Origin of the sequence: Secundilactobacillus yichangensis (assembly GCF_016861565.1) — a bacterium.
In the GTDB taxonomy this organism is placed as follows: domain Bacteria; phylum Bacillota; class Bacilli; order Lactobacillales; family Lactobacillaceae; genus Secundilactobacillus; species Secundilactobacillus yichangensis.
Genome location: NZ_BOLK01000012.1, coordinates 35890 through 49327, shown reverse-complemented (window position 1 = coordinate 49327; position 13438 = coordinate 35890). Strand labels below are relative to the sequence as shown.

The following is a 13438-nucleotide window of genomic DNA, read 5'->3' as shown; positions in this document are numbered from 1 at the left end:
CCTTCCTATGTTATTGTAAAATAAACAACAAGCAATTATACAGTGTAAGTCTATCGATAAAATAAGCGGAACTCAATAATTTCACTCTGTTTTTTCAGCATAAACTACTCGGAAATGAGTCCGTCATCAAAATCACCCTCGCATCGTAACTTGCGAGGGTGATTTCTTATTTGGTGTTCACTTTTTCCGAATCAACTCCGGTATAGGCGGTTAATTCAGCATTTGTCGGGTAGGCGCCAGTCTTTTTAACCGCACCGTCAACCAACGTAATTGGCAGGCACGACATATCGTCAGTTTTCAGCAGCTCGGCCACCTGGGGATTGCGTAAGAAAGCATCAGGGTTCTGAGCTAAGTTCCGGCGAACGATCATTGCCTTGCCGCTGTGATTGACCGAACGTTGGATGGCGGTCAAACGAACTAGATTCTGATCCACGCTGGGTCCGCACAGTCCAGTAGGACAGCACAGTGCCGGTTCAAAAATTTCAACTTTTTTCATTATTATTCACGACCTTTATTTAAACTGTTAAGTTCATCTGTTCAAAATTCGGCTGCCACTTTTCAACAGCATAGTAGCCATTAGAGACAGCTTTAACTTTTTTGATCCATTTCAATTCACTGCTTGCACGGGCCTGTAACACCGAATTAGTGGTTTGAGTTGCCAATAAACTTTGATTAACGACCCACCATTTATGCGGCATCTTGGCCCGATCAAGGTCAGCGTTTAGCCGCAGCGACTCATAGATCGGCGTTGTTTCCGGTAGCGTCACGGTGATAATCTCAGTTTGCTTGGGATCCTGCAGCCGTGGCAAAAGAGCCAACACGTTCTGCGGTACTTCACCCGTTGTGCGCTTCACTTCTTCAGCATAGTTTTCGGTGGAATTCAGTAACAGCAGCGTGTGTCCAGTCGGTGCCGTATCAATAACAACAATATCGCTGTCGTTTTGCGCCACAACATCCGCAAACGCTCTGAACACTGCAATCTCCTGGGTACAAGGTGAACGCAAATCTTCAGCAATGTAGTCAACGTCATCCGCTGACATGGTTTGTTTTGCTTTATTCAGCACTTCATCCTGATACTGCTTAAGCACCTGTTTTTCATCTATATGGCTCACAGTAATTGCCGGATCATCAATTTTGAACAAGGCTAAATGATCAGCTGGATCCGTTGTGGCAAGATGCACTGTTTTATGATGAGCTGCCAACTTCTTGGCCAACTGAGTAGCAACCGTGGTTTTGCCAACGCCGCCCTTACCCATGGTGAAGACAATTTTCTTATTCTGATCAATGAGATCATCGACGATTTTATCAATAGAAGGAAACTTGGGCTGTAAAGTTGGTTTAACAGTCACAGGTGGCTGTTCTTCTTGCAGCACCTTACGAATATTAGCCACTCCGGTAACGTTATAAGCCCGTAACGGCACTTTCGCACTTGGCAATAATTTTAAGGCTGTCGGCATGTCACGCAAATCGGATTGCTGCTGGTCAAAGATAGCCTGCGAAGGTTCATCCGTTGGCTGTTCCAAGACACCATTGATAATCAGCTGCTGGTTGGTCATACCGATCTGAGTTAATTCTGCAGCAGCACGCTCGGTTTCAACCAGCGAAGCCCGCTGCGGTCTTGTAACAAGCAATAGCGTGGTGAGTTCCGCATTATTCAAGGTTTCAACCGCCTTCTTATACGTTGCCTTCTGATCACCTAACCCTGCTAGTTGTCCTAGACAGGAGGCTCCCTCCTGATTCTGATCCAGATAGTTGCTCCAAGCTGACGGCAATTGCAGCATCCGCAAAGCGTGACCGGTCGGCGCGGTATCAAAGATAATGTAATCATATTTCTGATCAACGGCGGAATCAGTCAGAAACTTGGCGAATTCGTTAAACGATGCGATTTCTACCGTGCATGAACCCGATAGCTGTTCAGACATGTTTTGAATGGCAACTTCCGGCAGCTTGCCGCGATACGGGCCAATCACGCTTTCACGATATTCGTTAGCCGCCACGATCGGGTCAAAATTAGCCGCATCTATGCCAGTCACGCCCGGCACTGGCTTAGGCTGATTACTCAGCTTAGTTTCAAACACATCCTGTAAGTTACTGGCGGGATCCGTGGAAACAATCATGACCTGCTTGCCAGCATCCGCCAGGTGTATCGCAGTGGCAGTAGCCATCGTTGTCTTACCAACACCGCCCTTGCCCGTGAAAAATAAATAGTGGGTCAGGTTGGCTGTTGATGGCTGATATAGAACCAATTTATCATCTCCTCCTTTCGAGTAAAAGCGCTTACATATTTATTACTTCAAGTATAGGCGGTATTCTGATGAACGTCAAAAAGCTATCCTGGGAGCTGAATCAGGTGTACGAATACTGCCGAACGGAAGCCGCAACTCAAACCATTATCAGACTAATTCCGATTACTGTATCAATTTAGCTTAAGCAAGCCTAGTTGGTGGTACCCGCACCGTGATTGTTCTAAAATGACGGCACATTAAAACAAATCTGACCGTTACCTGACAAGGAGGTCCTTACCATGTTTAACTGGGAAACTTACGAACCGGCTGAATATCAGCACTCTGCAACACCGTCAATTGTTGAATTAACCACCCGCAGCTACATCACTGCTGAAGGACGGGCGCTGCAGCATACCAACGATGAGACGTTCATCCTCTTAGCGGAAGCAGTCGAAAAAGTGGCGGCAATTATCGCCGATAGCCAAAACATCGGCATCGAAGTCGGTGGCTTTAAAACGTATCGCCCCTACCCGCTCCAGTCAGTTTGGACGCTGGACGGTAATGGTGAAAAATTTAAAATCTGGCTCAAACAGCCATTGTTCATCCACCAGGATACCTTTGACGCTGCAAAACACTACGCTAACTGGGAAAAGTCACTTTCTGATCAGATCCACTTTGAACAGCTGGCGGAAGGGACTGAAATTCAGGCTACGGGACACGGCGAAATCGGTCCGCAAGCTAAAACCTTGCAGGCGCTTAACGAAGCCATTGAAGATGCCGGTTATCAACGGACTAAAATTGACACCTACCGTGAACTGTATTTAGATGGCCTGCCGTTTTCCGAAAAAAGCGACATCTTATTCCGGTTGGCAATCGACCCTTCAGTTGGTAACCCAACTGCTACTGTACGCAACTAACGACCAACCTCTGTCTTAAAATCAGACAAAATATTCTAAAAGTATCAATTAGCTTATTAAATATACTGCTTATGGTAATGATAATAAAATTATCAGCATTCTTCTAGAAATCACCGCTACTCACTTGTTATGATGGTATTACAAAGAAGGGTGGTGATAACTTGCAAACCTTTACTAAAGCGGGACTTGCGATCCTAATTGTTCTCGCAATACCGTTGTCTTTAGGCTTGATGCTCCAAAATTGGTCCGTGATTGGTGAACCGTTGCATCTAAAATTTTTAGACTCTGGCACGATGCAGACCGTTAGTCAGAATTACCTCTTCTGGGGTGGCTTAGTTTTAGGAGTCGTATTGATCGTACTCTTCCTCGTCATTACCGCTTGGCCGAAATCATTTCAGTTATATCGCACGCGCCATAACAATGGACAACTGCGAATAACTAAGAAGGCCATCGATAATTTCACCCTTTCCTCACTACAGCATGAACCATTCATTAGCGAACCCAAAGTTACCACTAAGCTTTCACGTAGGCGGTTGAAAGTTAAGATCCACGGTAAATTGCGGTCCTCTCCAAACGCGACGCTGCAGTCAAAACAGTTTGCAGAACGGCTGGAGCAAGACCTTAAGACACTGCTGGGTATCGATCATCACCGAAAAATCGATATCCGGTTAACGGATTTCAAGCAGCACCGTCAGTCAAAACAGCCCCGTGTCGTGTAAAGGAGGCGTTGTCATGCCTGAGTTACTCAAACTATACCGCTGGCCCATCATCGGTGGTGTCACCGGTTTAGTGATTGCTCTGTTGTTGCTCATGATTGGTTTTTGGAAGACGCTGGTCCTGCTGGTTTTAGTCGGCCTTGGCGTGGCAGCAGGATTATTCCTTTCCCAAACCGGTCTATTGGATGATTATTTTAAGTAATCCCCGTTAAAGGAGGACGTTTAATGCCAACCTCAACACTCAACAAATCCGAATCAAAGAACACCAAGACTAACATTAAAGGTGAACTCACTTACGAAGACAAGGTATTGCAAAAGATTGTTGGCCTTTGCCTGAACGATATCAAAGGTTTACTCACGGTCGATGGTGGTTTCTTCGCTAACGTTGCTGATAAATTAGTTAATACCAATGATGTAACTTCCGGCGTTGATGTAGAAGTCGGCAAGAAACAGGTTGCTGTTGATTTGAACATTGTGGCAGAATACGGTATCGATATCCCAGCCCTGTACGATCAAATTAAACAGAAAATTGTTGAAAATGTCGACGAAATGACTGGCCTTGACGTGATTGAAGTAAACGTTACGGTCGTTGACGTGAAAACTCGTGCTGAACATGAACACGACTCTGTTTCTGTACCGGATAAAGTCGGTGAACTTGGCGACAAGACAAAGAACGCTGTGAACAAAGGTGCCAAAAAAACAAAGTCGGCAGTTTCAACCGGAGTTGATAAGGTCACTCCGGATGATGAGCCTGCACGTGTTAAATAATCTCATTTACACAGGATAACGCTCTTTGGTGGGTAGCGTTGTCCTGTTTGTTTGTGTAGCTTTAAAAATTAGACGCACAGATTAACAAGAAGGTGCCCAGATTGTCTTCAACAATCTGGGCACCTTCTTGTGTTTAATTCGTTTTCAGAATGACGAATAATGGTTTCAGTGCTCCCGTTTTCGCTTAGTCACCAAGCCCAACAGAGTCGCAAGACTTAGTAACAGTATACCGATAACCGAGTTTATCTGAGCTTCCTGCTCACTAGTTTGCGGTAGCTGATTTATTGCCTGCTGATCAGCTAATTGTGGCGTCTTATCAGCTTGCCCAGTCTCAAACGATTCGCTGTTAGTACTGTCTCTTTGAACGTTCATTGTTGTCGAGGCTGTATTTGGCTGGTTATCGTTGTTATCTGCTGATTTATTGTTAACTTTCTCATCACCACTGGCCGCAGTTTCCATCACCTTTTCAGGGGTTGTCGAAGTCGGCGCTTCTTCTACCGGTTGGCCTGCTTCAGCAACTGGAGTGATCGGTGCTTCTGGTGTTTTTGTTGGCTCTCCCGTTTCCGTTACCGTTGACGTTGCCGGTGGAATCTGTGCTAGGACAACCTTGAAGCCCTGAACCGACTGTGAATTGCTGTCGAATTTAGCATTAACTGTCCCATCCGAAACCAGTCTGTAGCCCTTATTCAACGCGTCTTGGATGTATGCTTCTACTTGATTATGATCCAGCGGTGTTCTGGTCAAGCCCGTAAGCGCTTGGCTCGGAATAATTGGCTGGCCATTTTCATCTACAAACGCTACCACCGCAGTTTGTGTGTCAGCAGTGTATTTAACCAAGGTTCCAGCTGGTACGTTTGGAATGGTTAACTTTTGATCTGGCACCGCCGTGTAACCGTCGACTAACGGATATCCGTTTTCGTCAATCGCCTCACCAGGTTCGCCAGTTGCGGTAGTTGGCGTAGTTAACAGCATTTTACCATCTTCGGTAATTGGAATCAGTGAAGTTGTCAGTTGCGACGGCGTATTCTTCGCTAAAACGACTTTAAATGTCTGCAATGAAACATCATCGCTATCAAATTTACCGTTCAAAGTGCCGTCGGTAACTAGCTTGTAACCTTGATTGATCAAGCTCTGAATAATTGGTGCCACCTGTCCGTGATCTACTGCTGTATTGGTGAGCCCGCTGATTTCAACTGGCCCTGCAATCTCTTGCCCATCGGCAATAAATTTAATTGTTGCCGACTGTTCATTTGGTACATATTTAACTAACGTCCCCGTCGGCAGATCGGGAATAACGATCTTTTGATCTGGGACAGCAGTATATCCGTTTACCTCTGGATAGTCTGACTCGCTAACAACATCCCCCGGAGCCCCCGTTACCGTTGTTGGCGTCGTAAACAGCATGTGCCCATCCTCAGTAACCGGGATCAACGACGTAGCCAGTTGTGAAACAGCGTTCTTCGCAAAAAGAACTTTAATGGTCTGTGGCGTCTTCGAATCCGTATCGAACACGGCGTTAAGCGCTCCGTCAGTCACTAACTTATAGCCCTGGTTGATTAAAAATTGAATGCTTGGTGATATCTGCTGACGACCAACTGCCGTACCCGTTTTCCCGGTAATCTGTTGGTCAGGTACCAATTGCTGACTGTTATCATCCAAGAAAACGACCGTTGCGGTTTGCGTTTCAGCCGTATAAACGATTTTAAGCTGCTGATCCGGCTGATCAGGAAAGAACTTCTCTTGATTCGGCACAACTGTGTAGCCATCGATCTCTGGATAATTTTCTGGGTCAATCGTAGTTCCTGGTAATCCGCTAATTGTGGTAGATGTTGCATTGGTTAGCGGTACATTATCTTCTCCTACTGGAACCAAAGTGACATTCAATGCTACCTGATTAACCGGTTTGAAGACTATTTTGAAGACTTGATCCTGCCCGTCGTTATTGTCAAAAACCGCATTCAGCGTACCGTCAGCGTTGCCGAGGCTGTAGCCTTTATCTAAAATTGCTTGAATTGCAGCTGCAACTTCCGCATGGTTAACGGCTTCATCTGTCACCCCATTGAGCGACAGACTCTTAGCGATTTCCTTGGTACCGCTGCCGTCAACCGTCACAAATTGAACCGTTGCTTTCTGGGGATTAGCCTGATACACGACGTTCAAATTACCATCCTCATCAGGGATAAACAGTGTTTGATCTGGTACGACCGTATAACCCGTAATCGCAGACAGTTTAGTCAGATCAATGATATCCCCCGGTTTTCCCTTAAACGCTGTTACCAGACCGCCCGCAATAGCTTCGCCCAAGGTATTGATGGGCTGAACGCTCGCCGTAATTACATGTTTAAGCTGAATGGTAACATCATCATTAGTATCATCCGTCACCGTGAGTGTCCCGGTAGCAGGCTGATCATTTTCCGCAAAATAATAATTTTCTGGATCCGGATTGGTCACCGTATATGCTTGTGAAGAACCAACTGGACCGCTGACTTCTTGCGTGTCAGAAATCGTTTGGCCATCATCAGTCACATAGATCACTTTGGCCGTGGCGTCATGGGTGAAGACAAGATCAACGCTGTTCTCAAGATCAGATAAAACCGTAAATTGATTGGCCGCCAAATAGTCTGTGCCAACGTCTTTTACGGGAATCGCCACCGCAACCGCTTTACCATCATCCGTTACCGTTGGTGCAGTGGTTCCATCACGGTAAAACGCTACTGTGCTGCCTGCCATACCAACGATACCAGTTTGTGCGGGACCAGTTGACCCATCTTGGAGTCCGCTAGAGGTCACATTTAATTTGGCAGTCGTTGCTTGATATGTGTACGAATTGATTTTGGCGGTGTAGGCAGCCCGCGATGCAGCTGAAGCGCCCGTCACTACCATGGTGAAAAATTTACCCACGTATTCATCTGGCACAACGTAGTTCCAAGTGGTCACATCTGCGCCAGTTTCATCTTTAACTACTGTCGTTAATTTCTTATCATTTGCCGTATAGTTCACTATGAATGAGTAACTAATGCTCTTCGATGGTTTGGCATCACTGAGCGCTGTTGTAACTCCCGTAACGATTGGCTGGTTATCGGCAGTGTTGATTGCCTGCTGCGGGTTACCATCCTGTGCCTGATAGATGATCCAGGAGTTTTTGTCATAATCACCCTTTGGGGATTCGTTCATTGCGTTAGCGGAAATGATATAGGCAATTTTATCGACATCCTTATCACTAACGCCGATGCCACCGCCTTCTTGAGCTGTTTCAATTGCTTCAGCCGGAGGAATATTTTCAAACAGCAGCCCCATGCCGTCACCGCCATAGCCCCACGGCGAACTGATCATTTTGTTATCCCAGTTGATGAACACACTGGCGTCCATACTGAAATCCTTTGAAAAATCGATTTGCTGCATCGTAGTGATCAAGGCAGTTGACTTAGGAAACTTTTTGACATTGTTGATATCCATTTCTTCATAACCATCCGTCATAGCAACTGAATCCCCGGTAAATTCAATTGGCGTCCCATCAATCTTATGAGCCTCCATATAGTCGTCAATATTTGTCGTATCAACGGCTACCTTTGGATGACTGGTAGCGGCTGGGTCTAGAGAGTAATTTCCATTGTCATCCTTAGCAGTGATCAAATAACCTGATTCATCGACAGGGGCTTCTCGGCCTTCTAATTTAGTAGAACTATTCCCTGGCTCTGAATTAGTCACTGCTTTCGTGACTACTGGTTGTTCAGTATCTGTGGTAACTATAGGTTGTTCAGGTGCTTGCGTTAGCGGTTTTTCAGTTGCAGGAGTACTCACTACCTGAGTATCACCTGCTGTAGAATCGTTATCCCCTTGTTGCTGGTTAATTGATGTTGCTTCTTTACTGGTTAACATGACCGTATTTGAATTCTGATTTGCCTGATCTGTAGTCTGAGTAACTGGCGTCGTTTCGGCTGCTTTCGCTACTGTTTTCTCAGTCAGTGTTGCCCCAAGACTGACTGATGCCACCAAAATCATGGTATATGCCCATGATTTGCCAATTTTATACATCTTATAATGCTCTTTAGTAGTGGTTAATTCGTCGACAATTCTCCGTTGCTTTTTCATTTTTTCCGCCTCCCCCGAAATCGGTGTGCTTGCTCGTCAAAAACGCTTACTTCTCTGTTCTGTATAAGGATTATACTGCGATACAAAATAACTTACAAGACATATTCAAGCATTCTATAGGTTGAACATGTGTCTAAATTTTATCAAAAATCAAAAAAATAAAACTCATTGACAATTCAAAATCAATCTGCTCCTATGCCCATGATATAGGCTTTCAAGCTGATTAGATGTTACTGTATTTAGTCCTCCAACATTATGTGAACTTGACCTAGCTTAAAGATGAAACCGATCACTTTATGAAGCCGTCCCCTTCTTGGCAGATCAGGTTCAAACTGCATTACTGGCCAAACCATTAAAGTTGATAATTGTTTGCAATATCGTTAGTAATTAAACGGTAGAAAAAATGCCCCTGAGTTCGTTAACTAGCGAACTTCAGAGACATCTATAACACGGTCATCAACGACTATGCGACTGTGTTGTGATCATTTAAAACGTGCTGAAACGAAACCATGTCCTTGCTTGGATTGGCTTTAAACAATCCTTTGATGTGGGTATTTTCGTCGGTAACGACGATTAGATACTCACCCTCAACTTCTTTAGACCGTTCAAAGGATTCATACTCACCCTTAAAACCATTCTTTCTAAAGAGACCAATGATCTTTAACATTTCTCGTTGACTAACTTCGGTTTCGTTATTCAAAATTCCGTTACTCCTGTTCAATTAATTTTTCTTTTATACCTTCAGAATCCAATGTTACTGCAAATTAGCGCAGAAAAATGATCACCCACGGGACAGACGAAACGCCCGTTAGTGACCATTTTCTTTGTTTTTTTAGGTTATATAGCTGAAACGTGTTCCAGCAGGCAGATAGTTGCACCTAAGCAACTTTCAACATAAATTTCAAACCGGGATTTTTGTTTCCTGCCATATAGCTGAAACGTGTTCCAGCAGGCAGATAGTTGCACCTAAGCGACTTCCAACATAAATCCAAACCCGGGATTTTTGTCGGAAGTCGCTTAGGCTCCACTATCTAACCGCCTGCTTCCGCACTCTTACTCTAGCCTAACTTACTCTTACCCAAAACATTCAACTTTTCGTCGAAGTCGTAGATAACTGGTTGGCCCGTCTTCATTTCCAAGTTGATGATATCTTCATCTGAGATACCTTCAATGTACTTGCTTAAAGCACGTAATGAGTTACCGTGGGCTGCGATGATGATGTTCTTACCGTCTAACAGCTTAGGTGCAACTTCATCTTCCCAGAAAGGCATAACCCGTTCCAAAGTCACCTTTAAGTTTTCACCACCAGGTACGATGTTAGGGTCCAAGTTAGCATAACGACGATCGTTAACAGCTGATCCTTCATCGTCAGCCTTCAGCAATGGAGGCAAAACGTCGTATGAACGACGCCAGATGTGGACTTGTTCGTCACCGAACTTCTTGGCTGCTTCAGCCTTGTTTTGGCCTTGCAATGCACCGTAGTGACGTTCATTCAAACGCCATGTCTTCTTTTCTGGAATCCAGAGTTGGTCTGAGTATTCCAAAGCGTAATGCAACGTCTTGATAGCACGAGTTAATACAGAAGTGTAGGCATAGTCGAACTGAATACCTGCTTCCTTGAGTAACTTACCAGCGTTGATAGCTTGCTTAACACCTTCATCGCTAAGGTCAACGTCAACCCAACCAGTAAATTGGTTAGATAAGTTCCATTCACTTTGACCATGACGGATCAATACTAATTTAGCCATTAGTTAAATACCTCTTTCTTCTTTTAATTACCAAACTATTCTACACCAAATCAACGGTAATTTCAGTACCAATTCACGTTTCACATCACGAAAGCGGGTTCAATCACTAAAAAGATTGAACCCGCCCGAAAAGATTACTTATTTGTAAAATTTACGGTGTCATTAATTTTGATAATTGTTAATGATCTTGTGATTGCTCTTCCAGAAACCGACCTTCACAACACCGACTAATTTACTTTTTGGCACAAAACCGTACATCCGGCTATCTTCGGACACGCTCCGATGATCTCCTAGCACGAAGTAGCAGTTCTTGGGCACCTTATTGATCCGGTTATTACCAATCGCTAAGCTCCACTTGTTGCTCCAGTCATTTTGACGGGCTGCAGAAACTAAGTTAAACCCGTTTTGAAAACTGGAAACCGTCCCGGCCTGCTGCTGATATTTAGAAATGTAGTTTTGTGCTTGGTACTTGCCGTTAACGTAAAGCTTACCGGTCTTGCTGTAACGAATGGAGTCCCCTGGTAAACCGATAACCCGCTTAACGTAATTTTCCTTCGGTGCAGCGTTGGCGTCTACGCCAGAAGCATCAAAAACAATGACTGAATAACGCTTTACGGGTGCCGTCTTAACAGCCACAATATGCTGACCATTTTTCAGGTTTGGCTCCATTGACGCACCAGAAACGTTAACTGGCACCAGCCAGAAGAAACGAATCCCGAAAGCCAGTAGTAACCCAATTGCAACAGGTATTAACCATGAGAGTGCTTTTTTCAAAATAAAACCTCCAATTTGTTAATCAACATCCGCACTGTTAGTCATCCGACTTCCAGCGTTTACGTTGTTCCTTAATTTTCTTTTTTAATTCCTGCGGTGCAACGTACAGCCCGTGGGCCTTCTTTACACCCAAAATATCCAGGAAGAAGGTGAAAATTGGTACGCTGACGATCAATCCCCAGATACCCCACATTGCTTCACCTGCCAATAATACCACGAAAGTATAGAAGATCGGCAATTCAGTTTTACTGGACATTAACTTAGGGTTGAGTACATACGCTTCAAGAGCATGGACAACTAGCAGTAAAATCAAAATCGTGATGACATCTCTGATACCGCCAACTGCATAACCCAAAATACTTAGGGGTACGGCTGAAATGATGACCCCCGCAACGGGCACAAGGCTCAGAATGAAGATCATGATGGCAATTGCCAGCAGCTGCGGCATGTGTAAGAAGGCTAAGCCAATGGTCGTTATTGCTGTGTTAAATAGGGCGATTAAGAACTGCGCTTCTAAAACTACTCCAAAGGTATTGGCAAACTTGTGGCCAAAATAGGAGATGTCTTGGAAAAACCAGCCGTAATCACTGCTTAAAAACAGTTTTGAGAAGGAATCCATTGGCTTTAATTCAATCGTATAGAAGAAACTTAAAATGATGGACAGCACGAATGTAACACCGAATGACCCAATGCTAGTAATGTAATCGACAACTAACTTCAAGCTCCCTCTCACCTGTGGCAGGAGGTTGGACTTTGCCAGCCAATCCGACACCAGTTTAACCGTTTGATTGGTATCGTTAGCCGAATCCTGATAGAAATTGTAAATCGACTGGACACTCGATACCACCTGTGCCGTAATTTTAGGAATATAAATGGTGATAGCAAAATACATCCCAATAATTAATAACGCGTAAACCACGATAACAATTATCTGATAAGGGATGCGCACGTGCTGCTGGATTGTCCTGATCAGACTGACGATTAGAAACGTAAAGATAAAGGTCAGCAAAATCTTGCTCATTTCAGATCTTACCAGCCAAAGAAAGCTGATCAAAATACCTAAGACAACCCACCGTCTTAGAACCACATTGTTAACAAACCGCTGATATAAGCTCATAGCGTTCCTCCCCTCTTATAGATAAGTCAAATAGCCCTTGCCGCCACCCTTATCGTGGCCAAACAAGGACCATTTGGTTACTTATAATTTTTTTGTGCGTATGATTTGAACGAAACGCCCGCCTTATTAGCGGCAATCAGACCGTTTCTGATATCCTGGTCCGAAAAACTGCCTGATGGCACCCCAATGGATGACAGGGTTTTCCGTGCACTGGCAATTTGACTTGCCGTGATAGTTTTACCATTAATCTCAGTTTGTGATTTTTTAACGGTAAACTCGTTAGAACCCTGATAGTTCTTCGCAGCCTGCTTTTCAGTGTCCGTTAATCCAGACGTACTGCCGCTGTTACTTGAAGCGGAACTGTCGCTGCTTGCTGAACTGTCAGCGGCGCTTGAATCAGCAGTCCCATCGCCACCGTTTTTGATGGCTTTGTTGTTGGTGCTGCGTAGTTCCACTGCTTTATTGTAAATATTCGTGTAGTAAGGTTGTTGGGCATCTTTATCCTTAAAGATTCGGTCCAAGGTCGAGTTGGACGCTTCATAAGACTGCCCTTGATTCTGCGTTAAAGCTTGATCGTAGACATCTTGGAACATTTCCGCTTTAAGCTGAACCGTCTTCAGCAACTTTAAGGCTGTTTTAGCTCGCTTACTCAACGTTGGCAGCCCCGTCTTAGCATCCTTGACCTTCGTATAATCTGACTTTGCCGTACCGAATTCCTGATCAGTCATTGCTGATTGGGCTGACACGAAGTTCTGTGTCTGTGTCAAATATCCCTGCGCTTGCTGATCATTGGTACGGTGCCGTAATGCATCTTGGAAAGCTGATTCAGCAACTGAGTAGTTCTCATTGCTGACCGCTTGCTTACCGGTCGTCATAGCCGCTGTATATGCTTTCTGCGTAATATGATGACTGGTAAAGGTCACGCCGCCGATGACGACAACGATCACTACAGCCACAATGGTCCAGATCCACTTTTTCAATTTAATTCCTCCTACTTTTGCTATCATATTTATCATTATAACATGTTGCTAATTCCTACGGCAGTAGCGATTCATAAGATTATCCAATTCTCAAATAATCT

General features: G+C 44.5%; 12 protein-coding genes. 4 read left to right on the top strand and 8 right to left on the bottom strand.

What is annotated here, in order from left to right; all coding sequences use genetic code 11:
- Positions 1-166: 166 nt before the first annotated feature.
- Positions 167-496: an arsenite efflux transporter metallochaperone ArsD gene (arsD, locus tag JUE95_RS09675; RefSeq protein WP_203651069.1), complete on the bottom strand. Its 330-nt coding sequence runs from the start codon at positions 494-496 to the stop codon at positions 167-169.
- Positions 497-515: 19 nt separating this feature from the next.
- Complete coding sequence (gene arsA / locus JUE95_RS09670) at positions 516-2246, bottom strand: arsenical pump-driving ATPase (protein WP_203651065.1); 1731 nt, start codon at positions 2244-2246, stop codon at positions 516-518.
- A 278-nt stretch (positions 2247-2524) separates the two neighbouring features.
- Here arsA and JUE95_RS09665 point away from each other — a divergent pair, with 278 nt between their 5' ends.
- The 4 genes from JUE95_RS09665 (at position 2525) to JUE95_RS09650 (ending at position 4626) form a co-directional block, all read left to right on the top strand.
- Complete coding sequence (locus JUE95_RS09665) at positions 2525-3142, top strand: hypothetical protein (RefSeq protein ID WP_203651063.1); 618 nt, start codon at positions 2525-2527, stop codon at positions 3140-3142.
- 161 nt (positions 3143-3303) lie between these two features.
- A complete protein-coding gene (gene amaP / locus JUE95_RS09660; protein WP_203651062.1) occupies positions 3304-3861 on the top strand; it encodes an alkaline shock response membrane anchor protein AmaP in 558 nt (185 codons plus the stop codon).
- Between the two features lie 13 nt (positions 3862-3874).
- A complete protein-coding gene (locus tag JUE95_RS09655) occupies positions 3875-4060 on the top strand; it encodes a DUF2273 domain-containing protein (RefSeq protein WP_203651056.1) in 186 nt (61 codons plus the stop codon).
- A gap of 23 nt (positions 4061-4083) precedes the next feature.
- Positions 4084-4626 (top strand): Asp23/Gls24 family envelope stress response protein, encoded by a 543-nt coding sequence (locus JUE95_RS09650; RefSeq protein ID WP_203651054.1) that lies wholly within the window; start codon positions 4084-4086, stop codon positions 4624-4626.
- Positions 4627-4791: 165 nt separating this feature from the next.
- On the opposite strand, the gene JUE95_RS09645 is transcribed toward JUE95_RS09650, so the two are convergent.
- From JUE95_RS09645 to JUE95_RS09620, 6 genes are all read right to left on the bottom strand, one after another.
- Entirely contained in the window at positions 4792-8718 is a 3927-nt protein-coding gene (locus tag JUE95_RS09645) for a mucin-binding protein (protein ID WP_203651052.1), read from the bottom strand.
- Between the two features lie 463 nt (positions 8719-9181).
- Positions 9182-9418, bottom strand: a complete 237-nt coding sequence (locus JUE95_RS09640) for a hypothetical protein (protein ID WP_203651050.1) — start codon at positions 9416-9418, stop codon at positions 9182-9184.
- Between the two features lie 358 nt (positions 9419-9776).
- Positions 9777-10466: a 2,3-diphosphoglycerate-dependent phosphoglycerate mutase gene (locus JUE95_RS09635; protein ID WP_203651049.1), complete on the bottom strand. Its 690-nt coding sequence runs from the start codon at positions 10464-10466 to the stop codon at positions 9777-9779.
- Positions 10467-10628: 162 nt separating this feature from the next.
- Entirely contained in the window at positions 10629-11240 is a 612-nt protein-coding gene (gene lepB / locus JUE95_RS09630) for a signal peptidase I (protein ID WP_235995416.1), read from the bottom strand.
- A 37-nt stretch (positions 11241-11277) separates the two neighbouring features.
- Positions 11278-12357, bottom strand: a complete 1080-nt coding sequence (locus JUE95_RS09625) for an AI-2E family transporter (protein WP_203651048.1) — start codon at positions 12355-12357, stop codon at positions 11278-11280.
- Positions 12358-12434: 77 nt separating this feature from the next.
- On the bottom strand, positions 12435-13337 hold the full coding sequence (locus tag JUE95_RS09620; protein WP_203651047.1) for a hypothetical protein: 903 nt from the start codon (positions 13335-13337) through the stop codon (positions 12435-12437).
- Positions 13338-13438 lie beyond the last annotated feature (101 nt).

Coding starts and splice junctions, on each gene's coding strand:
- arsD (WP_203651069.1), bottom strand. CDS start 496: ATGAAAAAAGTTGAAATTTTTGAACCGGCACTGTGCTGTCCTACTGGA.
- JUE95_RS09665 (WP_203651063.1), top strand. CDS start 2,525: ATGTTTAACTGGGAAACTTACGAACCGGCTGAATATCAGCACTCTGCA.
- JUE95_RS09655 (WP_203651056.1), top strand. CDS start 3,875: ATGCCTGAGTTACTCAAACTATACCGCTGGCCCATCATCGGTGGTGTC.
- JUE95_RS09650 (WP_203651054.1), top strand. CDS start 4,084: ATGCCAACCTCAACACTCAACAAATCCGAATCAAAGAACACCAAGACT.
- JUE95_RS09645 (WP_203651052.1), bottom strand. CDS start 8,718: ATGAAAAAGCAACGGAGAATTGTCGACGAATTAACCACTACTAAAGAG.
- JUE95_RS09635 (WP_203651049.1), bottom strand. CDS start 10,466: ATGGCTAAATTAGTATTGATCCGTCATGGTCAAAGTGAATGGAACTTA.
- JUE95_RS09625 (WP_203651048.1), bottom strand. CDS start 12,357: ATGAGCTTATATCAGCGGTTTGTTAACAATGTGGTTCTAAGACGGTGG.